Source organism: Amycolatopsis albispora, from assembly GCF_003312875.1.
GTDB lineage: Bacteria > Actinomycetota > Actinomycetes > Mycobacteriales > Pseudonocardiaceae > Amycolatopsis > Amycolatopsis albispora.
Window position 1 is genome coordinate 5,017,776 of sequence record NZ_CP015163.1, and the last position, 21,976, is coordinate 5,039,751.

22 protein-coding genes are annotated in these 21,976 nt (G+C 70.6%); 6 read left to right on the top strand and 16 right to left on the bottom strand.

Features of this window, described 5'->3' with window-relative positions; translation table 11 throughout:
- Window positions 1-45 precede the first annotated feature (45 nt).
- From A4R43_RS23585 to typA, 3 genes are all read right to left on the bottom strand, one after another.
- On the bottom strand, window positions 46-1,848 hold the full coding sequence (locus A4R43_RS23585) for an ABC transporter family substrate-binding protein (protein WP_113694327.1): 1,803 nt from the start codon (window positions 1,846-1,848) through the stop codon (window positions 46-48).
- A 158-nt stretch (window positions 1,849-2,006) separates the two neighbouring features.
- On the bottom strand, window positions 2,007-3,788 hold the full coding sequence (locus tag A4R43_RS23590) for an ABC transporter family substrate-binding protein (RefSeq protein WP_236808211.1): 1,782 nt from the start codon (window positions 3,786-3,788) through the stop codon (window positions 2,007-2,009).
- Window positions 3,789-3,897: 109 nt separating this feature from the next.
- Complete coding sequence (gene typA / locus A4R43_RS23595) at window positions 3,898-5,823, bottom strand: translational GTPase TypA (RefSeq protein ID WP_418190746.1); 1,926 nt, start codon at window positions 5,821-5,823, stop codon at window positions 3,898-3,900.
- 207 nt (window positions 5,824-6,030) lie between these two features.
- On the opposite strand from typA, the gene A4R43_RS43415 reads away from it, so the two are divergent.
- The gene (locus A4R43_RS43415; protein ID WP_205215070.1) at window positions 6,031-6,180 is read left to right on the top strand and encodes a hypothetical protein; all 150 of its coding nucleotides are present in this window, start codon (window positions 6,031-6,033) and stop codon (window positions 6,178-6,180) included.
- A gap of 25 nt (window positions 6,181-6,205) precedes the next feature.
- Here A4R43_RS43415 and A4R43_RS23600 read toward each other — a convergent pair whose 3' ends face one another.
- Window positions 6,206-6,505: a YciI family protein gene (locus tag A4R43_RS23600; protein ID WP_113694329.1), complete on the bottom strand. Its 300-nt coding sequence runs from the start codon at window positions 6,503-6,505 to the stop codon at window positions 6,206-6,208.
- 220 nt (window positions 6,506-6,725) lie between these two features.
- Here A4R43_RS23600 and trpS point away from each other — a divergent pair, with 220 nt between their 5' ends.
- Complete coding sequence (gene trpS / locus A4R43_RS23605) at window positions 6,726-7,691, top strand: tryptophan--tRNA ligase (protein ID WP_113694330.1); 966 nt, start codon at window positions 6,726-6,728, stop codon at window positions 7,689-7,691.
- Between the two features lie 74 nt (window positions 7,692-7,765).
- On the opposite strand, the gene A4R43_RS23610 is transcribed toward trpS, so the two are convergent.
- Genes A4R43_RS23610 through A4R43_RS23620 form a run of 3 tightly spaced genes read right to left on the bottom strand, consistent with a single transcriptional unit; the run spans window position 7,766 to window position 10,187 of the window.
- Window positions 7,766-8,149, bottom strand: a complete 384-nt coding sequence (locus A4R43_RS23610; RefSeq protein WP_113694331.1) for a (deoxy)nucleoside triphosphate pyrophosphohydrolase — start codon at window positions 8,147-8,149, stop codon at window positions 7,766-7,768.
- The gene (locus A4R43_RS23615; protein WP_113694332.1) at window positions 8,146-9,483 is read right to left on the bottom strand and encodes a sensor histidine kinase; all 1,338 of its coding nucleotides are present in this window, start codon (window positions 9,481-9,483) and stop codon (window positions 8,146-8,148) included. Before A4R43_RS23615 ends, A4R43_RS23610 begins: the two co-directional genes overlap by 4 nt.
- Window positions 9,480-10,187: a response regulator transcription factor gene (locus A4R43_RS23620; RefSeq protein ID WP_113694333.1), complete on the bottom strand. Its 708-nt coding sequence runs from the start codon at window positions 10,185-10,187 to the stop codon at window positions 9,480-9,482. Before A4R43_RS23620 ends, A4R43_RS23615 begins: the two co-directional genes overlap by 4 nt.
- A gap of 156 nt (window positions 10,188-10,343) precedes the next feature.
- Here A4R43_RS23620 and A4R43_RS23625 point away from each other — a divergent pair, with 156 nt between their 5' ends.
- From A4R43_RS23625 to A4R43_RS23635, 3 genes are read left to right on the top strand one after another with little or no spacing between them, the layout of a single operon-like run.
- On the top strand, window positions 10,344-11,453 hold the full coding sequence (locus A4R43_RS23625; RefSeq protein ID WP_113694334.1) for a LolA family protein: 1,110 nt from the start codon (window positions 10,344-10,346) through the stop codon (window positions 11,451-11,453).
- A gap of 26 nt (window positions 11,454-11,479) precedes the next feature.
- Complete coding sequence (locus A4R43_RS23630; RefSeq protein ID WP_418190747.1) at window positions 11,480-12,448, top strand: ABC transporter ATP-binding protein; 969 nt, start codon at window positions 11,480-11,482, stop codon at window positions 12,446-12,448.
- Entirely contained in the window at window positions 12,445-13,368 is a 924-nt protein-coding gene (locus tag A4R43_RS23635; protein ID WP_113694336.1) for an ABC transporter permease subunit, read from the top strand. The genes A4R43_RS23630 and A4R43_RS23635 overlap by 4 nt, the downstream gene beginning before the upstream one ends.
- Here A4R43_RS23635 and A4R43_RS23640 read toward each other — a convergent pair.
- The 3 genes from A4R43_RS23640 to A4R43_RS23650 are packed head-to-tail and all read right to left on the bottom strand — an operon-like array spanning window position 13,352 to window position 16,961.
- Window positions 13,352-14,365 (bottom strand): ABC transporter ATP-binding protein, encoded by a 1,014-nt coding sequence (locus tag A4R43_RS23640; protein ID WP_113694337.1) that lies wholly within the window; start codon window positions 14,363-14,365, stop codon window positions 13,352-13,354. The two genes, A4R43_RS23635 and A4R43_RS23640, sit on opposite strands and share 17 nt — an antisense overlap.
- Window positions 14,365-15,936, bottom strand: a complete 1,572-nt coding sequence (locus tag A4R43_RS23645; RefSeq protein ID WP_113694338.1) for an ABC transporter permease — start codon at window positions 15,934-15,936, stop codon at window positions 14,365-14,367. The genes A4R43_RS23640 and A4R43_RS23645 overlap by 1 nt, the downstream gene beginning before the upstream one ends.
- Window positions 15,912-16,961 carry a thiamine ABC transporter substrate-binding protein gene (locus tag A4R43_RS23650; protein ID WP_113697835.1) on the bottom strand — a complete coding sequence of 350 codons (1,050 nt, stop codon included), beginning with the start codon at window positions 16,959-16,961 and terminating at the stop codon, window positions 15,912-15,914. The genes A4R43_RS23645 and A4R43_RS23650 overlap by 25 nt, the downstream gene beginning before the upstream one ends.
- 171 nt (window positions 16,962-17,132) lie before the next feature.
- Here A4R43_RS23650 and A4R43_RS23655 point away from each other — a divergent pair, with 171 nt between their 5' ends.
- On the top strand, window positions 17,133-17,438 hold the full coding sequence (locus A4R43_RS23655) for a 4a-hydroxytetrahydrobiopterin dehydratase (RefSeq protein ID WP_113694339.1): 306 nt from the start codon (window positions 17,133-17,135) through the stop codon (window positions 17,436-17,438).
- 222 nt (window positions 17,439-17,660) lie between these two features.
- Here A4R43_RS23655 and A4R43_RS23660 read toward each other — a convergent pair whose 3' ends face one another.
- The 6 genes from A4R43_RS23660 to ychF all read right to left on the bottom strand — a co-directional run bounded on the left by A4R43_RS23660 (window position 17,661) and on the right by ychF (window position 21,879).
- Window positions 17,661-17,969 carry a hypothetical protein gene (locus A4R43_RS23660; RefSeq protein WP_236808213.1) on the bottom strand — a complete coding sequence of 103 codons (309 nt, stop codon included), beginning with the start codon at window positions 17,967-17,969 and terminating at the stop codon, window positions 17,661-17,663.
- Window positions 17,970-17,973: 4 nt separating this feature from the next.
- On the bottom strand, window positions 17,974-18,564 hold the full coding sequence (locus A4R43_RS23665; RefSeq protein WP_113694340.1) for an ArsR family transcriptional regulator: 591 nt from the start codon (window positions 18,562-18,564) through the stop codon (window positions 17,974-17,976).
- Between the two features lie 74 nt (window positions 18,565-18,638).
- Window positions 18,639-19,151 (bottom strand): hypothetical protein, encoded by a 513-nt coding sequence (locus tag A4R43_RS23670; protein WP_113694341.1) that lies wholly within the window; start codon window positions 19,149-19,151, stop codon window positions 18,639-18,641.
- Window positions 19,152-19,211: 60 nt separating this feature from the next.
- Window positions 19,212-19,829 (bottom strand): LysE family translocator, encoded by a 618-nt coding sequence (locus tag A4R43_RS23675; RefSeq protein ID WP_113694342.1) that lies wholly within the window; start codon window positions 19,827-19,829, stop codon window positions 19,212-19,214.
- A gap of 80 nt (window positions 19,830-19,909) precedes the next feature.
- Window positions 19,910-20,725: a helix-turn-helix domain-containing protein gene (locus A4R43_RS23680; RefSeq protein ID WP_113694343.1), complete on the bottom strand. Its 816-nt coding sequence runs from the start codon at window positions 20,723-20,725 to the stop codon at window positions 19,910-19,912.
- Window positions 20,726-20,796: 71 nt separating this feature from the next.
- Entirely contained in the window at window positions 20,797-21,879 is a 1,083-nt protein-coding gene (ychF, locus tag A4R43_RS23685) for a redox-regulated ATPase YchF (protein WP_113694344.1), read from the bottom strand.
- Between the last annotated feature and the right edge of the window lie 97 nt (window positions 21,880-21,976).

The window sequence follows — 21,976 nt, forward strand, 5'->3', positions numbered from 1 at the left end:
CCCGGCCCCGCGCTGTGATCAATGATCACTCAGTCGTGCGTATACCTACTTGGTGACGGCCCACTCCCCGACGTTCCACAGAGCGCCGTTGTAGGACTGGTTGAACACCCTGTCGATACCGCGGAAGCCCCACATCGACGGGGTCTGGAACAGCGGCAGCGACGCATAGTTTTCCGCGATGTACCGGTCTGCCTCGGCGAAGCCCTCCCGCGCGACGTTCTCGTCGGTGGCCGCGACCGCCTTGTCGTACGCGGTCTTGATCCGCGGGTCGTTCAGGCTCTGGTAGTTCTGGCTGCCGCCCTGGTCCTTGGGCACGTAGATGGGCGGCTGCTCGGCCTTGAACGGGGCCGCCGACCAGCCGAACAGGGCGATGTCGTACTCGCCCTTGTCCAGGTTCCCCTTGAGGAAGTTCGGGTCGGTCTGGTCGGTGATCTCGATACCGGCGGCCTTGGCCTGGGCGATGATGATCTCGACCGTCTGCTTGCGGCGGTCGTTGGTGTTGTGGGTGATCGTCACCGAGAACCGCTGGCCGTTCTTCGCGAAGATGCCGTCGGCACCCTTGACCCAGCCCGCGTCGGTCAGCGTCTTGGCGGCGGCTTCGGCACCCTTGCCCGCCTTGTCGCTGTAGACGTCGGTGTAGCCCTGCTCGCCGGGGTAGAAGACCAGGCTGTTCAGCGGCTGGATGTCCGCCTGGACCTCCTTGAGCAGCTTGTCCACGATCTCCTGGCGGTTGACCACCTCGAAGAACGCCTTGCGCGTGGCCTCCTCCTGGAAGATCGGCTTGGCGAAGTTCAGGTCGAGGTGCTCGAACGACAGGCGCGGCGCCGAACCGTACTTGACGCCCTGCGCGGCCAGGCTCTTCAGCGTGTTGGCCGCGGTGACGTCCGGCTGCACCGAGGACGCGACGTCGATCTCGCCGTTCTGCAGCGCGGTGGCCATCGCCTTGGTGTCCGGGATGCCGCGGACGACCACCTTCGCCGGACCGCCCTTGGCGCCGATCCAGTGCGGGTTCTTCTCCAGCGTGACCGACTGGCCGTTCTGGTCGAAGGCGGTGATCATGTACGGCCCGGAGCCCGGCATCAGCGCCTTGTCGAAGTTCTTGAACTTGGTGTTCCAGAACTCGGCGACCCGCTTCAGGTCCTCGAGGTTGCTCTGCAGGTTGAGCGTCTTGATGTCGGCGATGCCGGTGCCCTTCTCGACCACGTGCGCCGGCAGCACCGCAGTGGAGTTGAACATGCCCTTGTAGTCCAGGTACGGGCTGGAGAACTGGGCTTCGAAGGTCAGGTCGTCCTTGCAGACCGGGGCGCTGACCTTGTCGTAACCGGCGATCGACGCCGACTGGAAGACCGGCGCGTCACCGTCCTTGATCTGGTTGCTGTGCGAGAGCCACGCCAGCCAGAAGTCGTCGCAGTCCCACGCCTCGCCGTCGGACCACTTCACCCCCGGCTTGATCTTCCACTCGACGATCTGCGGGTCCTTGGACTTGACCGTCCACGACTCCAGCACGTCGTTGTTGAGCAGCACCTTGTTGTTGCCGTCCAGCACGTTCGCCCCGGCCAGCACCGAAGTGAGCACGAAGGTGTTGTACGAGCTGTTGGCGTCCGGGGTGTCGTTGTTGTACGCCGAATACCCCTGGTCGATGGCGACGGTGACGGTGTCGCTGGCCGGCGCGTCCCCCAGCTTGAAGTTGTCGCCGGTCTGCGCCTTGCCGACGGCCATGCCCTTGATGTCCTCGGCCGCGCCGGTGTTCGGGTCACCGCCCTCGTCGCCGCCTCCCCCGCACGCGCTCAGCAACAGCGCCGTGCCGGCGAACAACGAGACCACCTGGACCGCTCTGGTTCTCCTCATGTCGGTTGTGCCCTCCTAGCACCTGGCCGTGGCTGTGACCGCCGGCCGTTGGTGCACGCTAGAAAGGCTCCGTCCCCCTGGTCATCAGTTGGCAGGCGATCGTGACCAAAGGGTGACGAGCGGAACAACCTCGCAATTCACGCGCAACACGCGCGCCTTCAGCTGGTACCGCGCGTCCAGTTCACCGCGTTGCCGAACGGCCCGGTCAGCGGTGGCCCCGGGGTGACCCCGGAAACGCCCTTGCTCACCGCGAGCGTGTCGGCCAGCTGGAACAGCGGGATCACCACGTTCCGCTGCCACAGCTGGGGCTCAATGGTCTCGACCACCGCGCTCTGGTCGCCGATTCCGGTGAGTGCCGACTCGATTTCGCTCCGCAGGGATTCGTCGCAGAAGGCCGCCGGATTCGACGGCACGGCGGGCACGGTCGTGGTGGTGCCGGGCTCGGTGGGCGCGCAGCCGAACTCAGAAGCCAGCGTGCGCACGGGATCGGTGCTCACCGCCTGCGGCACCACGGCGATGTCCACGCCGACCGCGCCGTCGGCGGGCGGGATCGGCGTGCCGTCACCGTCGGCGGCCGGTTGCGCGAGCAGGTTCGAGAACAGCTCACGTGGCTGCGGGCTGACCGTGCGCACGTCCACTCCGGCCGCGACGAGCTGCGCGGTCAGCTCCTTGGCGATCGTGGCGTACGGCTCCCGCAGGCCCGGCGAAGCGACCACAAGGGACAGTTGGCGACCGCTGGAATCCCGCCAGATCCCCGAATCCCGGGTGTAGCCGGCGTTGGCGAGCAGTTCACCGGCCTCCGCGGGGTCCGGTGTGGCCGGTGGGCCACCCGCCGGAATGGTGGGCCGGTAGCCGGCCGTCGACGGCGGTTTCAGCAGTGAATCGGCGCGCAGTTGCGCGGACGGACCGCCCTTGGTGCCCTCGTCGATCAGCTTGTTCCGGTCGAGCAGCGCGGCGATCGCCGCGCGCACCCGGTCGTCCTTGAGCTCGGGTCCGCTCGGCCGCAGCAGCACGCTGGCCAGCCTCGGCTTGGCCACGGTGTGCAACTGCACGGATTCACCGAGTTCACCGAGCAGCTTGAGCCCGGTGGAATCGGTGCGGGACAAGGAGAACTGCACGGTGCCGCTGCGCAGCGCGGCGGCCGCGCCCGCCTGGTCGGCGCGGCGCAGCACCAGCCGGTCGACCGCGGCGGGCTTCTCCCACCAGCGTTCGTTGCGCTCCAGGATGATCTCGCCGCGATCGCGGTCGAGCGTCTTGATGGAGAACGGCCCGCCGTACGCGGGGAAACCGCCGTCGAGCGCCCCGCGCCAGCCGCCGGGGGCGTCCTTGAACAGGTGCTGCGGCAGCAGTCCGCTGAACAAGCTCTTCCAGCCAGGGTACGGCTTGGCGAAGGTGACCTCGACGCGCTTGCCGCCTTCGCGGGACTGGATGTCGGAGATCAGCCGGTAGCCAGCCGGGTCCACCACGCCCGGCTCTTCCTTCATCGCGTTGGCCAGGTACGCGAAGTCTTCGGCGGCGATCGGCGCACCGTCCGACCAGGACGCGTCCGGGCGGATGTCGTAGGCGACCACGAACGGCATGTCCGAGCTGACCTGCGCCGAGCCGGAGATGACCTCCGCCGACTCCATCAGGTTCTCGTCCAGCTCCGGGGTGCCGTTCTCGTCGGGCCGGAACACCGACGGCAGCAGCAGCGCGGACAGCGCGTCGGTGACCGTCGACGAGTCGGCCAGGTTGTGCGGGTTGTACCCGCCCACCACGTCGTCCACGCCGATGACGATCTGCGACGGCGCTTTCCCCGCCGGGGTGGACTCCTGGGCCACCGGCGTGCTCACCACCGGCGGTGGCGGGGTGTTGGTGCACCCGGCGAGCAACGCCGCGGCGAGCAGCCCGACGGCGCCCAGCCTCGGTCGCCGCCCGCTGGTCACACCCCTCAACCGCACCTGCTCGCCTCCCGCTAGCCGGACCGCCATGCTGCCATGGGGAGCGATCCACCCGACACCGGGTTTCTGTCCCCCAGTTAGGGGACGCTCCACCATGCGTGCCGGTTCCTCAGCCGCGGTTCTTGACCCGGTTGCGCTCCTTGGCCCTGGTGTTTACGTCCAGGATGACCTTGCGGATCCGGACCACCTCGGGCGCGACCTCCACGCACTCGTCCGCGGCGCAGAACTCCAGCGCCTCCTCCAGGCCCAGCTTGCGCGGGCGGGCGAGGCGCTCCAGCTCGTCACCGGTGGAGGAGCGCATGTTGGTCAGCTTCTTCTCCTTGGTGATGTTGATGTCGAGGTCCTCGGCACGCGGGTTCTCCCCGACCACCATGCCCTCGTAGACCTCGGCACCCGGCTCCACGAAGAAGGTGCCGCGGTCGGCCAGCTGGATCATCGCGTACGCGGTGATCGGGCCGGACCGGTCGGCGACCAGCGAGCCGCTGTGCCGGGTGCGGATCTCGCCCGCCCACGGCTGGTAGCCCTCGAACACGTGGTTCGCGATGCCGGTGCCGCGGGTCTCGGTGAGGAAGTCGGTGCGGAAGCCGATCAGGCCACGCGCGGGCAGCACGTACTCGAGCTTGATCCGGCCGGTGCCGTGCCCGCCCATGTGCTCCATCTTGCCCTTGCGCGCGGCCAGCAGCTGGGTGATCGAGCCGAGGTGCTCCTCCGGCGCGTCGATCGACAGCCGCTCGAACGGCTCGTGCAGCTTGCCGTCGATGGTGCGGGTGACCACCTGCGGCTTGCCGACGGTCAGCTCGAAGCCCTCGCGGCGCATCTGCTCGACCAGGATGGCCAGCGCCAGCTCACCGCGGCCCTGCACCTCCCAGGTGTCGGGGCGCTCGGTGGGCAGCACGCGGATGCTGACGTTACCGATCAGCTCCTGGTCGAGGCGGGCCTTGACCAGCCGCGCGGTGACCTTGTCGCCGCCGTTGCGCCCGGCCAGCGGCGAGGTGTTCACGCCGATGGTCATCGAGATGGCCGGCTCGTCCACGGTGATCCGGGGCAGCGCCTCGGGGTTCTCCACGTCGGCGAGCGTGTCGCCGATGGTGATGTCCGGGATGCCCGCGATCGCGACCAGCTCACCGGCGCTGGCCTCGGTGGCCGGGACGCGGGTGAGGGCCTCGGTGACCAGCAGCTCGGAGATGCGCACGGACTGCACCGAGCCGTCCTCGCGCAGCCACGCCACGGTCTGGCCCTTGCGCAGCTTGCCCGCGTGGATGCGGATCAGCGCGATGCGGCCGAGGAAGTTCGACGCGTCGAGGTTGGTGACCAGTGCGCGCAGCGGGCCGTCCGGGTCGGCGACCGGCGCGGGCACGTGCCGCAGCAGGGTCTCGAACAGCGGGTCGAGGTTGTCGCTTTCGGGCAGGCCGCCGTCGGCGGGCTGCTCCAGGCTGGCCTTGCCGGCGCGGGCCGAGGCGTAGACGACCGGCAGGTCGAGCACCGCGTCGAGATCGGCGTCCTCGATGTCCCCGGCCAGGTCGAGCAGCAGGTCGTGGGTCTCCTCGACCACCTCGGCGATGCGCGCGTCCGGCCGGTCCACCTTGTTGACCACCAGGATCACCGGCAGCCCGGCTTCGAGCGTCTTGCGCAGCACGAACCGCGTCTGCGGCAGCGGGCCCTCGCTGGCGTCGACCAGCAGCACCACGCCGTCCACCATGGCCAGGCCGCGTTCGACCTCACCGCCGAAGTCGGCGTGGCCGGGGGTGTCGATGACGTTGATGGTCACCGGCCCGTCGGCGGTCTGGCGCCGGATCGAGGTGTTCTTGGCGAGAATGGTGATGCCCTTCTCGCGTTCCAGCTCGCCGGAGTCCATCACGCGGTCGACCATCTCGGCGCGTTCGGCGAACGCGCCGGACTGGCGGAGCATGGCGTCGACCAGGGTGGTCTTGCCGTGGTCCACGTGTGCGACGATGGCGACGTTGCGCAGGTCGGGCCGCGTGCGGCCGGACGTCTCGCGGTCGGCTCCGGCGGCGATGGCACTGGCTGCGGGCACGCTCGAGCTCCTGATACTTCGGATTTGGGGTGGCCGACCGCGGATACCCGTGTTGGAATCGAATCCAAGGCACGCGAGAGCGGCGCTGGTCATGCGCGATCACGTACAGGGTACCTGGCAGGCGCCTGTGACCAGGGCCACGCCCCAAGATCGGTTAGCCTCACCTAACCTGGGGAGCCGGAAACCGGCGCGGCGGGAGAGTGTGCAGTGGGCAAGAAGCACGACGATCCGCGAGCGCTGGTGCGCAAGTGGATGAAGGCGGGCAAGGTCAAGAAGAAGTGCTGCCGCTCGAAATCCCGGTGCAAGAAATGCCCGGTGCTCGCGTTGAAGAAGGCGAAGGCAAAAGCCGCCGCCTGATTCCGCCGCGTGCGCTCAGTGCGCGTCAGTGCGTGAGTGCCTCGTTCACCCGGTGCACTTCGGGCGCGGTCCTGGTGGCGGAGAACTCGATCACTTCGTAGGTCGCCAGGTGCCGCAGCGCGAAGGGATCGGTGGCCAGGATGGCGTCGAGCTTCCCGCGTGGCATCGGGCGCGCGATGATCACGCCGCCCACGCGCGGGTTCCGCCTGCCCGAGGCGAGGAAATGGTGTTGTTCGTACTGCCGCGTCAGCCATTCGGCGTGGTCGGCCAGCGCGTAGTCGATTTCTTCCAGCGGTGCCGTGTAGTTCACCAGTACGACATACATCCGTTCAAGGTAACTCCGCTCCGGCGCGGTGAACCAGGTTCACCACCTGGTCGATGCCGGTCTGATCCCTTAGGATGGCCGCTATGCGCATTTCGTCTCAGCTGTGGTGGCCGCCGACGGCGGCCTGAGACCTGCGCGTGACAAAACCGGCCGCCCGATCGGGTGGCCGCTGTGCTGTCGGTGACCGGTCGGGTGGCCCCTGACCGAAGGGACCACCTCCGTGATCCGGCTGTCCGCCATCACCCCGTCCGGCCACGTCCATCTCGGCAACCACCTCGGCGCCATCCGCCGGTGGGCGGCCGAGGGCAAGCCGGACGACCTGTACTTCATCTCCGACCTGCACGGCATGACCAGCTCGCACAATCCGGCCGTGCTGCGTGCGCTGGCCAGAGAGCAGCTCGCCGTGCTGATCGCGGCCGGGGTCGGGGAGCGGACCGTGTTCGTGCAGTCCGACCTCGCTCGCGAGCTGGGCGCGCTGACCTGGGTGCTGGAGTGCACCTGCAGCTACGGCGAGGCCGCGCGGATGATCCAGTTCAAGGAGAAGAGCAAGGGCCAGGCCGGGGTGCGGTTGAGCCTGCTCACCTATCCGGTGCTGATGGCCGCGGACATCCTGCTGCAGGGCGCCGCGCAGGTGCCGGTCGGCGAGGACCAGCGGCAGCACGTGGAGCTGGCGCGGGTGCTGGCGCGGCGGTTCAACGCGACCTACGGCGAGGTGTTCACCGTGCCGGAGGCGGTGCTGCCGCCCGCCGCCGCGCGGGTGCGGGACCTGAGCGAGCCGGCCAGGAAGATGTCGAAGTCCACGCGGGACGCCGCCGGGGTGCTCTTCGTGCTCGACGAGCCGGACGCGCTGCGGCGCAAGATCAAGCGCGCGGTGACCGACGGCGGCAGCACCGTCGCCTACGACCCGGAGGGGCGGCCCGGCCTGGCGAACCTGCTGGACATCCTGGCGGGCTGCGTGGACGGCGACCCGGTCGAGCTGGCCGCCGAGTACACCTCGTACGGGGCGCTGAAGGCGGCGGTCACCGAGGCGGTGGTGGAGACGCTCGCCCCCATCCGGACCGCGGCGACCGCGCTGCTCGACGACCCGGCCGAGCTGGACCGCATCCGGAAGGCGGGAGCCACGCGCGCCGCGGAACGGGGTGAGCACCGGCTGCAGTCGGCACTCCGCCTCATCGGCGCCGGTTGAAGGGATGTCACGAATGTGGCTTTCGGGACGCCAAACGTCTCGAAAGCCACATTCGTGACATCGGCGCGGCAGCTCTACTGCAGCAGCGCGGCCAGGTCCGGGATGAGCACCCGGTCCGCCGGTAGCCAGTCCAGTGGTTCCAGGTCCGCCGGTCCCAGCCAGCGCAGGTCCCGGTGTTCCACCGCCCGCGGCTCCGCCGCCGCGTCCAGCACGGCCGCGTAGATCCGCAGCACCTTCCCGCCCGGCAACGGCACGTCCGGGCCGACCCGCTCCCCCACGCTGATCGCCGCGTCCAGTTCCTCGGCGCACTCCCGCCGCAGAGCGTCCACTTCGGACTCGTCCGGCTCGACCCGCCCGCCGGGCAGTTCCCACTTCCCCGCCGCGTCCGACGGCCAGGCCCGCTGCTGCGCGAGCAGCTTCCCGTCCCGCACGATGGCGGCACCCACAACGGTCGTCACAACCGCGGCACGCTAGCCGACCGCCACCGCACTTCGAACCGCGCCCCGCCCTCCGGCGACTCCCCGACCTGCACCGCGCCACCCCGGCGCCGCACCGCTTCGGCGACCATCGCCAGCCCGAGCCCGGTGCCGCCGGACGAGCGCGCCCGGTCGTCCGACACCCGGTAGAACCGGTCGAACACCCGGTCCCGGTGCTCGGGCGCGATGCCCGGCCCGTCGTCGTCGACCACCACCCGCACCGTCGACCGCGCCGCCAGCACCGACACCACGATCTGCCCGCGCGCGTACCGGGCGGCGTTGCGCAGCAGGTTGTTCAGCACCAGTTCGACCTCGGCGTGCGAAGCGTGCGCCCACGCTTCGCCGACCGCGCCGGTGATCCGGGTCTCGGGTGCGTCGGCGGGCATGCGCGCGACCGCGGCCCGCGCCTCGGTGACCAGTTCGACGGGTTCCGCGGGCGGCAACTCCCCCGCGTCCGACCGCGCCAGCGCCAGCAACCCGTCCAGCAGCGACGACAGCCGTTCGGCCTCGGCGAGCACGTCGGCCAGCGTTTCCTGCGCGAGTTCGGGGTCCGGATTGGCGACCGCCACCTCGGCCTGCACCCGGATCGAGGCCACCGGCGAACGCAGCTCGTGCGCGGCGTCCCCGGTGAACCGCCGCAGCCGCTGCGCCGCCTCCTCCTGCCGCGCGAGCAGTTCGTTGAAGTCGGCGGCGAGGGCACGCAGATCGTCGTGCGCGGCGGGCAGCGGCAGCCGCGCCCCGGCCGGCAGCGCCCGCACCGACCGGCGCATCCGGCTCACCGGCCCGAGCGCGGACCGCACCCCGAGCCAGGTCGCCATCGCCGCCACCAGCGCGCTCAGCAGCGCCACCCAGACCAGCCAGAACGCGCCGTCGGACACCGCCTCGTGGAAGCCGACGAGCCCGGCGCCGACCACCACCAGCCGCTGCGAACCGTCCGGCGCGGTCACCACCGACCCCAGCCACCGCCAGCGCGGCCCGCCCCCGCCGTCGTCGGTGCGCACGGGCAGGCCGGACTTCAGGTCGCGGATCTCCTTGGGCCCCAGTCCCGGCGCGGGCGGCAGGCCGTCACGCGGCGCGCCCGCGATGTCGAGCACGCGCACGGTCACCCCGGACAACGGCGTGGCCGGGCGCCCGGCGGCGACCTCGGCGGTGGCCGGGGCCAGCGCCTGGTTCAGCTCGAAATCCACCGATCGGGTGAGCAGCGGGCCCAGTCCACGACCGGCGATCAGCGCCAGCCCGGCCAGGCAGGCGAAGGTGACCGCGGCCGAGACGAGCGTGATCCGGAACCGCAGGCCGCGGCGACTCCACCAGTTCACCCCGGGGTCAGTACTTCATCCAGCTGCGGGTCCGAAGCCAGGTAGCCGTGCCCGCGCACGGTGCGCACCACCGCGCCGGCCCCGACCGCGTCCAGCTTCCGCCGCACGTATCCGACGTACACCTCGACGACATTACGGGTCGCCGCCTGCTCGTCACCCCACACCGCGCGCAGCAGCTCGTCCTTGGTCACCACCGTGCCCGCCCGGCCGACCAGCACCTCCAGCAGCGCGAACTCACGCGGGCTGAGCGCCACCGGCTCCTCGCCCCATTTGACCTCGCGCGCGGCGCGGTCCACCTGCAGCGAACCGATGCGCAGCGGTCCGCGCGAGCCGTCCGGAGCGGACCGCCGCAGCACCGCGCGCACCTGCGCCACCAGCACCACGAACGAGAACGGCTTCACCAGGTAGCCGTCGGCGCCCAGATCGAGCCCGTCCGCCTGGTCCACCTCGCCGTCCTTCGCCGAAACCAGCAGCACCGGCGTCTGCACGCCCTGCGCCCGCAGCGCCTGCAACACGCGGTAACCGGACAATCCGGGCAGCATGATGTCGAGCAGCACCACGTCGAAGGCACCGGTCTCGGCGAGCTTGAGCGCGCTCGGGCCGTCGGCGGCGGCGATCACTTCCATGCCCTCGGCCCGCAGCCCGCGCTGCAGCGCCTTCCGCACACCCGGCTCGTCGTCGACAACCAGTACCCGTGGTTTCACGATTCTCAGAATGCCCTGATCGCCGGCTTGCGCGGCGAACCTCTCAGTCAACTCTCAGCTACGCGGCGCATCTCAGCCCCATCTCAGCCTCGGGAGGGAAGCCTCGGTGGCGGGAATCCTCCACACTGGCAGTAGAGACCACAGGGAGTTCACGCGATGCAACCCAGGAAGAAAGCACTCGTCGCCGCGGCCTCGGGAACCGCGATCGGCCTGGCCGGGCTGGCCTTCATCGCCATGCCGGCCGGCGCCGGTGAGGCCCCGCCCGAGCTGCCCGCGGTCAGCGCCGAGGACCTGGTCCAGTCCGTGCTCACCGCGGACGCGCCGGCGCTGCGCGGCACGGTGACCGTCTCCGAGCAGCTCGGCCTGCCCGCCGGTCTGCCCGGTGTCGGCTCGCTCGACCTCGACGAGGCGCGGGTGTTCAACGACGGCAACGGCAAGACCAGGCTGGCGATCAAGCAGGGCGGCACCGAGAACACCGTGGTGCACGACGGCGCCACCGTCTGGTCCTACAACTCGGCGGACAACACCGCCACCAAGGTGACCTTGCCCCAGGGCACCGAAGGCGCGGCGAAGCACGAGGGCGTCACCGAGGACGGGCAGCTCACCGACCCGACCGCGGCCGCCGGGCAGCTGCTCCAGGCGGTGCGCGAGTTCAGCACGGTCACCGTGGACGGCACCGCCAGGGTCGCCGACCGCCCGGCCTACGAGCTGGTGCTCACGCCGAAGCCGGACGAGCGGACGCTGCTGCGCGAGATCCGCGTGGCGGTCGACTCGGAGACCCGGATGCCGCTGCGGCTGGAGGTGCTGACCAACGGCACCACCGAGCCGGCGCTGGAGATCGGCTTCAGCGAGTTCGCCGTCGAGCAGCAGCCCGCCGACCTGTTCACCTTCACCCCGCCCGCCGGGGCCAAGGTCGAGGAGGTCACCCCGGAGGCCAAGCACGACGACGCCGAGGCAGGCAAGGTCAAGGACGCGGTGGACCCGCAGGTCGTCGGCACCGGCTGGGACTCGGTGATCACCGGGCGCGTGCCTGCCGACCTGCTCGCGGGCGGCCAGCTGCCCAGCGAGCTGGAGGGCGAGGAAGGCCAGGAGGGCCTGAACGTGCAGGCGCTGCTCGGGCAGGTCGCCAAGCCGGTCAGCGGCCCGTTCGGCACCGGCCACGTGATCACCACCAAGGTGGGCACCGCGCTGCTGACCGACGACGGCCGGTTCGCCGCCGGCGCCGTGCCCGAGCAGGTGCTGATCGAAGCACTGGGCACCAAGTGACAACCACCTACCAGGGGGAGACCGCAGTGGCCGTTCCGGAAGGAGCGGCCACTGCGGCCGTCCCGCTGGCCGCGAAGACCCGGGGCCTGCGCAAGCTCTACCGCGGCACGGTCGCGGTGGACCAGGTCGATCTCGACGTGCCCGCCGGTGCCGTGCTCGGCATGCTCGGCCCGAACGGCTCCGGCAAGACCACCACCATCCGGATGCTGCTCGGCCTGGTCCGGCCGACCGAGGGTGAGGTGGAGCTGCTCGGCGAGCGCATGCCCGACGGCGCGGGCCGGGCGCTGCCGGACGTCGGCGCGCTGGTCGAGGGGCCGGGCTTCCACCCGTTCCTGTCCGGGCGGGAGAACCTGTTCCGGATGGCCGCCGCCGAGCCTCGACTGTCCACTGCGGACATTCCGGGGGCGGTGGCCGCGGCGCTGGAGCGGGTCGACCTGACCGGCGCCGCGCACCGGCGGTACCGGGGGTACTCGCTGGGCATGAAGCAGCGGCTCGGCCTGGCCGCGGCGCTGCTGGTGCCGCGGCGCATGGTGGTGCTGGACGAGCCGACGAACGGCCTGGACCCGGCCGGTACCCGTGACATCCGCAAGATCATCGCCGAGCTGCACGCCGCGGGCACCACCGTGGTGGTCTCCTCGCACCTGCTCGCCGAGGTCGAGGCGACCTGCACGCACGTGGCCGTGCTGCACGCGGGCACCGTGGTCGCCCAGGGCGAGCTGGCCGAGCTGCTGGAGTCCGGGTCGCCGAACCTGCTGGTGTCCACACCGGACACCGAGCTGGCGATGGAGGTGCTGCGGGAGAACCGGATGCCGAGCAAGCTCACCCCGGAGGGGGTCCGGGTCGAGCTGAGCACCACCACCCCGCCGCAGGTGCTGGAAACCCTGGTCAAGGCCGGGGTGGGCGTGTACGAGGCCCGTCGCGCCCGCACCGGGCTGGAGGACCTGTTCGCCCGGCTGACGCAGGACGACCCGATCGAGCACGAGGAACGCGCATGACCTCCCCAACGTCTTTCCGGGGGTCCGGGGGTCGCCCCCCGGCTGAATTCGGCGCTGCGGCTTTGCCGCACACCACGCCCGCGTCGGCGATCGGCGTGCCGCGCCTGCTGCGCGCGGAACTGCGCTGGATCTTCCGCCGCCCGCGCACCCTGGCCGTGCTCGGCCTGCTGGCCGCGCTGCCCGCGGTCATCGGCATCGGGCTGACCTTTGTGGACGGTCCGCCGAGCGGCGCCGGCGATGGGCCCAACAACGGCGGTGACTCACTGCTCATCGCGGCCGCTGGCAACGCGCTGGTGCTGCCGATCGCCGCGCTGACCATGGGGCTGGGCCTGCTGCTGCCGCTGGCCGCGGCGATGTCGAGCGCCGACGCGCTGGCGGGCGAGTCCTCGCACGGCACGCTGCGCAGCTGGCTGCTCGCGCCGGTGAGCCGGGGCAGGCTGCTCGTGGTCAAGGCGCTCGGCGTCGGGGTGGTGGTGCTGGTCGCGACCACGTCGATGGCGGTGGTCGGCGTGGTCACCGGGCTGCTCCTCAACGGCACGGACGCGGTGTTCACGCTGTCCGGCACCACGCCCGGTTTCGGTGCGGTGCTGGGAAAGATCGCCATCGCGGTGCTGTGGGTGACGTTGCAGGTGTGGGCGATCGCCGCGGTCGCGCTGGCCATCTCGGCCTGCACCGAGCACCCGATGCTGGTGGTGGCTTCGGTGCTGGGCGGGGTGATCATCTCCTCGGTGCTGCAGGTGCTCGACTCGCTCTCGTGGCTGCACCCGTTCCTGCTCAACTCGTCCTGGGAGGCGCTGGCCGACGTGCTGCGGGATCCGGTGCCCGCGTCCGGCCTGCTCGAAGGCGCGTTCCGGGCGGGTTGCTACGTCGCGATCGGACTGTCGCTGGCGTACGCGCGCATGATCACCAAGGACGGCTGACCACGGCGATTCCGTCCGGGTCCAGCCTGAGCCGGACGGAATCGCCCTCGGCCAGCTCGGCCAGCACCGGCGCCGCAGCGTCCACTGTGGACCCGTCTTCGACGCGGACCTTCAGCCGGACGTGGTCACGGCGGTACACCTGGGAAACCACCTCACCGCGGACGCCGGTTTCCGCGACCCTGAGCGCACTCGGCCGCAGTCCCAAGAGGACTGGACCGTCCACTTCGGCCGCCACCTCACCGAGCGGCGACCGGAGCACACCGTTCTCCCCGGTCGCGTCCACGAACCGCGTCACCCCGAGGAAGCGCGCCACCCGCTCGTCCACCGGCCGTCGCCACACCTCCCGCACCGGGCCGACCTGGCGAATCCGGCCGCCTTCCAGCACGGCGACCCGGTCGGCCAAGGTGAACGCCTCCTCCTGGTCGTGGGTCACCAGCAGCGTGCTGACCCCGGCACGGCGGAGCAACGCGGCGAGGTCGATGGCCAGCTGCTCGCGGAGTTCAGCGTCCAAACCGGACAGTGGTTCGTCCAGCAGCAGCAGGCGCGGCCGCGGCGCCAGCGCACGGGCCAGTGCCACGCGCTGCGCCTCACCACCGGACAGCTCGGTCACCCGTCGGCGCTCGTATCCCTTGAGCCCCACCAGTTCCAGGAGTTCGGTCACCCGCGCGGCCTGCTCGTCCTTCGGCACGCGGTGCATGCGCAGGCCGAACGCGATGTTCCCGGCGACGTCCCGATGCGGGAACAGCTGGCCGTCCTGGAAAACCAGCCCGAACTCGCGGCGGTGCACCGGCAGGCCCGCGAGATCGGTGCCGTTCCAGCTCACCCGTCCCTGGGTGAGCGGTTCCAGTCCGGTGATCGCACGGAGCAAAGTGGACTTACCGGAACCGGAAGGTCCCAGCAGGGCCAGCACTTCCCCGTCACCGATCTCCAGCGACGCGTCTTCGACGGCGGTCAGCGAGCCGTAGCGCACGGTCAGTTGCTCGGCGGTGAGTGGCATCAGAACTCCCCGGTGGACGGCTTGAGGCGGTCGATCACCGTCACCACCGCCGCGGTGACCAGCATCAGCAGCACACAGGCCGCATACGCCATCTGGCTGTTCAGCTCGCCCGGCCGCGAGATCAGCGCCGCGATCGCCACCGGCAGCGTCGGCTCGCCGGGCCGCGCGAGAAAGCTGGTCGCGCCGAACTCGCCGAGCGCGATCACGTACCCGAATCCGGCGGCGGCGACCAAAGACCTTGCGGCCAACGGGAAATCGATCTCGCGCCAGACCCGGGCCGGTCCGGCGCCGAGCGTGGCGGCGGCCTGGCGCAGCCGCTCGTCCACCGACCGCAGCACCGGCAGGATCATGCGCACGACCATCGGGATGATCACCAGCGCCTGCGCGAACGGCACCAGCAGCGGTGAGGTGCGCAGGTCGCCCGGCAGGTCGTCGAGCGTGACCAGGTACCCGAAGCCCACGGTGACCGCCGAGACACCGAGCGGCAGCATGAGCGCGGCGTCCATCGTCTCGCCCGCTCCCCTGGCCAGCCTGCCGGGCGAGCGCCGCAGCGACACGAGCACCACGGAAGCCAGCACACCGACGCACATCGCCAGCACGGTCGCGTCGGTCGCGGTCCGCAGCGAGCGCAGGGCAGCGTCCCAACCGGACACCGGCAACGCGCCTCCGGTGGTGGCGAGCCCTTCGAACCCGGCGATGCTGGACTTCATCAGCAGCGCCACGATCGGCGTGAGCAGCAGCCCCAGCACCACCACCGCGGCGGCCACCACCCACCACTCACGACCTTCAGGCCGGCGCACCGCCTCCGCGGCCGAACGCAGGCGCAGCGCACTCTCGCGGCGACGGCGCGCGACCGCGCCGATCACCAGCGCGGCCACCACCGCGAGCAGTTGCACGAGCGACAGCGCCGCCGCGCCGGACAGGTCGAGCAGGTTGACCGTGCGCAGGTAGATCTCGGTTTCGAGGGTGCGGAACCGGCCACCGCCGAGAATGAGCACCACGCCGAAACTGGTGGAGCAGAACAGGAACACCACGGCCGACGCGGAGAAGACAGCCGGCGTCAGCCGCGGCAGCGTCACCGAGCGGAACGCCTGCCACGAAGACGCGCCGAGCGCCCGCGCGGCTTCCTCGGCCCGACGGTCCAAATGGGACCAGAGCCCGCCGACCGTGCGCGCCACCACGGCCACGTTGAAGAACGCGTTGGCCAGCACAATGGCGAGCACCCCACCGTCCGGCCACAACGCGCGGAAGGCCAGGCCGACCACCACGGTGGGCAGCACGAACGGCACCAGCACGATGGTCCGGACCAGCGCGATGCCCGGCAGCTTCACCCTGGCCAGCACAAAGGCGATCGGCAGCCCGGCGAGCACGGACAACACGGTCGACGCGGCCGCCTGCCCGACGGTGAACCCGGCGAGCTGCCAGGTCGATGCCCTGGTCAGGACCTCGGCCACGCCACCGTCACCGAATCCGAGCCCGACGATCGCGGCCACCGGCCACGCGAAGAAGACGACCAGGAACCCGACGGGCAGGAGGGCGAGAAGCGCTAGCCCTCGATGAGTCCGCGCCACTGCTCGATCCACTGCTCCCGGTTCGCCTGGATCTCCTCACCTGGCAGCGAAGCGGGCTTCGTCGGCTGCGGCGCCGCTTCCTTCCAGGCCGGCGGCAGTTCGACGCCCTCGCGCGAGGGGTAGACGTACATGTTCTCCGCGACCGTGCTCTGGAACTGCTGGGAGAGCAGGAAGTCGACCACGCGGCCCGCCTTGTCGGCCTGTTTGCCGCCCGCGAGCAGGCCCGCGTACTCGACCTGGCGGAAGCAGGTGTCCAGCAGCGCCTTGGTGCGGGGCTTGCCGTCCTCGCCGATCTCGGCGGCCGGGGACGAGGCGTAGGAGACCACCACCGGGCGGGGGCCCTTGCCGGCGGAACCGGAGAACTCCTGGTTGTAGGCGACCTCCCAGCTGCTGACCGCCTTGACGCCATTGGTCTTCAGCTTGCCCCAGTACTCCTGCCAGCCCTGCGGCCCGTACTTGGCGACCGTGCCGAGCAGGAAGGCCAGGCCGGGCGAGCTGGTCGCCGGATTCGCCACCACCAGCAGGTCCTTGTAGCGCGGGTCGGCGAGGTCGTCGAAGGTCTCCGGCTCGGGCAGGCCCTTCTCGGCGAACCAGGCGGTGTCGATGTTGACGCACACGTCGCCGACGTCGACCGCGGAGAGCCGGTGCTCGGGGTCGATGGCGTAGCGCTGCGGGCCGCGGTCGGCCTCCGGGCTGGTGTACGGCTCGAAGACGCCCTCGCTGAGCGCGCGGGTGGCGAAGGTGGTGTCGACGCCGAAGGCCACGTCGGCGATCGGGCTGGCCTTGGTGAGCACCAGCTTGTTGGTCAGCGCGCCGGCGTCGCCTTCCTTGAGCACCTCGATGCGGATGCCGGACTGCTGCTGGAAGGCGTCGAGGATCTCCTGCGGCGCGGCGAACGAGTCGTGGGTGACCAGCTTGATGGTGGTCACGTCGTCGGCCGGTTCCTCGGATCCGGACAGCGTGCAACCGGCGAGCAGCACCCCGGCCGCGCACAGCGCGGCCACCGCTCGGACGGTGCGTGTCATGAACCCCTCCTTGCTCGGGATCATCGGCGGCAGGCGGGGGCGGACCTCCCTACGCCGGCGTGATCCGGGTCAGGTGCGAACGGTCGCGGGCGAGCGCCCGCCTCTCAGCCCGGCGCACCGGACTCCCGTGGCGAAGGTGCAGCGTACCTGCCGGGGTACCACCATGGGGTCATGGCGGAACTATTGAGTGATCAGCAACTGTCCGAAGCACTGTCCCACCTGCCCCGGTGGCAGCGGTCCGGGGAGGCCATCGAGGCGACCGCGGAGCTGCCGAGCTTCCCGGCGGCCATCGCGGTGGTCAACCGGGTGGCCGAGATCGCGGAGAGCGTCGGCCACCACCCGGACATCGACATCCGGTGGCGGAAACTGACCTTCCGGCTCTCCACTCACTCGGCGGGCGGCTTGACCGAGAAGGACACCGCACTGGCCGCGCAGATCGACGAGGTGCTGGACGTGAGCTCGGCCACACCGTCGTAACGAATCGCCTGATCAAGGCGCTGTTCCGGGCGAAGCCGCACGCAGTTTTTTCTGGACGCTTAGGACTCGCCCATGAACAACGCCGCCCCCGTCCTCACCGCCGCCCAGCGGGCCTGGATCACCGTCCTCGCGACGGCGGTCACCCTGCTCGCCGTCATCGGCCTCGGCCTCGCCGGCTGACGACGCCTGAAGGATCATCCGCCCCCTCAGGCGGACGATCCTTCAGTACCGCGGCATGTTCGGGATGGCCTTCTCCGCCACCTCGTTCCGGCGAATCCGCATCCGGTTGAAGGGGCGCAGGGTGGAGCCCAGCGGCGGGTCGAGCTGCGCACGCACGGCCTCGTAGACAGCGATGTGCCCGCCCCGGCTCGTCGCACGCAGTCCCTGGTTCTGCAGCACCGCCGCGAGTGCACGGCGTGCGCCGTCATACGCCAGCGTGTAGGCGCCTTCCGGGTCCGAGTCGATCAGCAGCCGCGCCGAGGCGATGTGCGTGCGATGAGGGCGTCGATCGCCTCGCGCCCCTGGTTCCATCGGGTCATCGCGTCTCCTGTTCGAGGTCCAAGCGGAGCAGCGGACGCTCGCGAACGCTGGTGAGGAACGGATCGGCGGTAGTGCCGGCCCAGGCTTCGGGAGCGACCCGATGAACGTTGACTTCGCGGCCGAGCTGCCGTGAGACGCGCTCAGCCAGGTCGAAAAGCGCGTCCTGGTCCGGCGTACCGACAACGAGCACATCGACATCACCAGGCGGCGGTCCCGGTTCGCCGTGGTAGCGCGCGGCCCACGAGCCGTAGATGTAGGCGTCCTGGACACCCTCCAGCCCGGACAGGGCTTCAGCCAGTAGCGGCATGGGCCCGAAGGTGACCGCGATGAGGTCGCTCAGCGGCTGGTAGAGCGGAGTATCCCGACGGGCTTTGACCAGACGGCTTCTCCCCACCCGCCGCTCATCCAGAATGCCGCCCTCGGAAAGCCTTCTCACCTCGCGCAGCGCGGCGGTGGCCGTGACGCCACAAGCGTCGGCGAGTTCGGTGATGGTGTACTCGCGTTCCGGATGCAGCAGCACGAGCGCCAACAACTCACCTTGCATGCGCGACCGCAGCAGCGGCAGCAAGCTCGGCGAAGTTTTCATTGGACGCAGTATATCCTGCGTCCAATGAAAGTAACAGTCAGTGCCGCCCGTTAACCGAACGCGTCGATGACCGGCTACGCCTCACCGGCCGGGCCGGGATCGCCGGGCAGCGGGCCCAGCCGCAGGCGGCGGACCTCGGCGAAGTAGGCGTTCGTCGCGGGCAGGAACAGCAGCACCAGGCCCGCCACGGTGAGGGCCGCGGCCAGTCCGCTGAGCACCAGGCTGGCGATGCCCGCGCCCGTCCACTCCACCACGCCGCCGACGCGCGCGGCCCAGACCGACTGGTCGGCGTACTCGACCAGGGCCGAAACCCCGGCGAGCAGCAAGGTCACCCCGAGGCACGCGGCCGTCAACGTGAGCAGCACCCGCGCCGAGCCACGGCCCGCGCGGGCCAGCGTGCAGAGCACCAGCTGCACGATCGCCGTGATCAACCCGGCGACCACCGCCGTCCCGGAATCGTCGTCGCGCTCAAGCTGGATCTCCGCCGGGTCGGCTGGCGCGGCGAAGACGCTGAGCAACACCACCGCGATGCAGGCCACCGCCACCACGGACAGGAGCGTCGTGGCCCACTTCAAGGTCTTCGGCACGCTGATTCCACCCCCAGCAGTCCGTCCCTGACGGAGTGTAACGGCGCATCGCCCTCGCCCTCACCCGACAAGCGTTCTCGCGGCGGAGAGCACCGCTCCGATTCCGAACAGCGTCACGACGATCGCCGCGGCCTTGGTGATCCACGGGAGCGCCCGCGCGAGCACCGCGCGGCTTCGCTCGGCCCCCATCACCGCGGCGACGAACAGGTCCCACGCCAGCACGATGGCGAACATCCACGCTCCGTACAACGTGAGCTGCCCGGTCGTCGCCGACGACAGCGTGGCGGCGAGGCTGACGTAGAACAGGAGGTTCTTCGGGTTCAGGAGCCCGGAGGCGAGCCCGAGGCCGAAGTTCCTGGCCCACGCTGTGCGCCCCACGGCACCTTCCGCGCCGACAGCGAGCAAGATCCGCGCACGCCAGAACGCGATACCCATCGAGATGAGGAACGCACCGCCGGCGAGCTCGAACCACGCGATGATCCGCTCGTCACCCACCACGGTGAGGCCGGTGAACGCGGCCGCGATGAACGCCCCGTTCGCCGACGCGATGCCCGCGCAGACGCCGCTTGCGCCGCGCCACCCGTGGGCGGCGGCCGTGCGGACGATCAGGAAGAAGTCGACGCCGGGAATGAGCAGCGCGAGGAAATGGGCGGCGGCGACGGCGAGAAACTGTTCCATCAAACTTTCGTCCGGACGAGCGGCAAAGACGCTCCCCAGCTTGGGGTCGCCGCGCGCTCACCGTCTTGAACGAAATTGCGTCAGCGGATGTAGGCGCCCGGCGTCGTCGCCACGTGGGCGCGGAACACGCGGTGGAAGTGGCTCTGATCGGCGAACCCCAGTGCGTGCGCGACGGAGGTGATCGGCTCCCCGCCTCGCAGCATCGCCCGCGCCCGCATCACGCGCGCGTTGTTGCGCCAGGCGATCGGCGTGAGACCGGTGGCGCGCTTGACGGCGCGGATCAGCTGATAGCGACTCATGCCGACGGCCGTCGCGAGATCACCGAGGCGCGGATCCTCGGACTGCTCCGCGAGCACGTCGAGAACCGGGCGCAACGTCTCCGCGAGGGCCGATTCTCCGACCGGGTCCTCGTGCCGGACGCTCGCGGTTCCGAGTCCCGCGAACGCGCGGCGAAGCGACCGTTCGAGACCGTCGAGATCCCGCGGTCCCTCGAACAACGCCGCGTTCACCTCGGCGAAGAGGCGGTAGGCGTCGGAGTCGCGATGCACCTGGATCGCCCCGTCGAACGCCGCGTCGTGCGCCCACGCGCGCACGCGAAGCCACTCCGGATCGAAGAGCATCATCTGGTACACCCAGTCGCCGCTGACCGGGTTGCACGAATGGACGTGCCCAGCGGGGATGAGGATGACGTCGCGCGGTTCGAGACGCACCGGCGACGCGGACCGCCCGGCGAACTCGCTGGTCCCCTCGTCGATCAGGCCGACGGCGAAGCGATCATGCGTGTGCGGCCGATAACAGGAGTTCTGCCTGCAGGAACGCCTCGATTCGAGCTGCGGGAAACGCGGATCGTGCCAGAACTCCGGCGACCGGACCCCGGTCCCGGTCGCCGCGCTCACGGGCCTGATCCTATGGCAACGGCCGCCTGGTCACGAGCAAGCAGCAGCGGAACCCAGCCCCAGCCCGCGGCTCAGACGTTGAAGCGGAACTCGACCACGTCGCCGTCGGCCATGATGTAGTCCTTGCCTTCCATGCGGACCTTGCCCGCCGCTCGGGCCGCGGCCATGGAGCCCGCCTCGATCAGGTCGTCGTACGACACGATCTCCGCCTTGATGAAGCCCCGTTCGAAGTCGGTGTGGATGACGCCGGCGGCCTGCGGGGCGGTGGCGCCCTTCGGCACGGTCCACGCCCGCGACTCCTTCGGCCCCGCGGTCAGGTACGTCTGCAACCCCAGCGTGTGGAACCCGGCCCGCGCCAGTGCGTGCAGCCCCGGCTCCTCCTGCCCGACCGACTCCAGCAGCTCCCGCACCGACTCCTCGTCGTCCAGCTCCAGCAGCTCCGCCTCGACCTTGGCGTCCAGGAACACCGCGTCCGCCGGCGCGACCAGCTTGGTCAGCTCCTCCCGCCGCGCCTGATCCGTGAGCACGCCCTCGTCGGCGTTGAACACGTACAGGAACGGCTTGGTCGTCAGCAGGCTCAGCTCCCGCAGCAGCGCCCCGTCGATCTCCGCCGAAGCCGAGAACAGCGTCCGCCCGGCGTCGAGGATGTCCTTCGCCTGCTGCGCCGCCTCCAGCTGCGGGCGGTTCTCCTTCTTCGTCCGCGCTTCCTTCTCCAGCCGCGGCAGCGCCTTCTCCAGCGTCTGCAGGTCGGCGAGGATCAGCTCGGTGTTGATCGTCTCGATGTCGGACAGCGGGTCGATCTTGCCGTCCACGTGCACCACGTCCGGATCGTCGAAGACCCGGATGACCTGGCAGATCGCGTTCGCCTCGCGGATGTTGGCCAGGAACTTGTTCCCCAGCCCGGCCCCCTCCGACGCGCCCTTCACGATGCCGGCGATGTCGACGAACGAGACCACGGCGGGCACCGTCTTCGCCGAGCCGAACACCTCGGCGAGCTTGTCCAGCCGCGGGTCGGGCAGCGGGACCACGCCGACGTTGGGCTCGATGGTGGCGAACGGGTAGTTCGCGGCGAGCACGTCGTTGCGGGTCAGCGCGTTGAACAGGGTGGACTTGCCGACGTTGGGCAGGCCGACGATGCCGAGGGTCAGACTCACGGGCTGGCAGTCTACGTGCCGCCCCCGGACGGGCGGACGGCGGACGTGACGTCGGATTTCCGCCAGTCGGGACCGCCACCCGGTGGCACCATCGAGC

What these genes read in the sequence shown, in the direction of transcription:
- A4R43_RS23660 (WP_236808213.1), bottom strand. Translation starts at nt 17,969, where the DNA reads ATGGAACCAGGGGCGCGAGGCGATCGACGCCCTCATCGCACGCACATC.
- A4R43_RS23650 (WP_113697835.1), bottom strand. Translation starts at nt 16,961, where the DNA reads ATGACACGCACCGTCCGAGCGGTGGCCGCGCTGTGCGCGGCCGGGGTG.
- A4R43_RS23585 (WP_113694327.1), bottom strand. Translation starts at nt 1,848, where the DNA reads ATGAGGAGAACCAGAGCGGTCCAGGTGGTCTCGTTGTTCGCCGGCACG.
- A4R43_RS23600 (WP_113694329.1), bottom strand. Translation starts at nt 6,505, where the DNA reads ATGTATGTCGTACTGGTGAACTACACGGCACCGCTGGAAGAAATCGAC.
- A4R43_RS23665 (WP_113694340.1), bottom strand. Translation starts at nt 18,564, where the DNA reads ATGAAAACTTCGCCGAGCTTGCTGCCGCTGCTGCGGTCGCGCATGCAA.
- A4R43_RS23640 (WP_113694337.1), bottom strand. Translation starts at nt 14,365, where the DNA reads ATGCCACTCACCGCCGAGCAACTGACCGTGCGCTACGGCTCGCTGACC.
- A4R43_RS23655 (WP_113694339.1), top strand. Translation starts at nt 17,133, where the DNA reads ATGGCGGAACTATTGAGTGATCAGCAACTGTCCGAAGCACTGTCCCAC.
- A4R43_RS23635 (WP_113694336.1), top strand. Translation starts at nt 12,445, where the DNA reads ATGACCTCCCCAACGTCTTTCCGGGGGTCCGGGGGTCGCCCCCCGGCT.
- A4R43_RS23625 (WP_113694334.1), top strand. Translation starts at nt 10,344, where the DNA reads ATGCAACCCAGGAAGAAAGCACTCGTCGCCGCGGCCTCGGGAACCGCG.
- A4R43_RS23675 (WP_113694342.1), bottom strand. Translation starts at nt 19,829, where the DNA reads ATGGAACAGTTTCTCGCCGTCGCCGCCGCCCATTTCCTCGCGCTGCTC.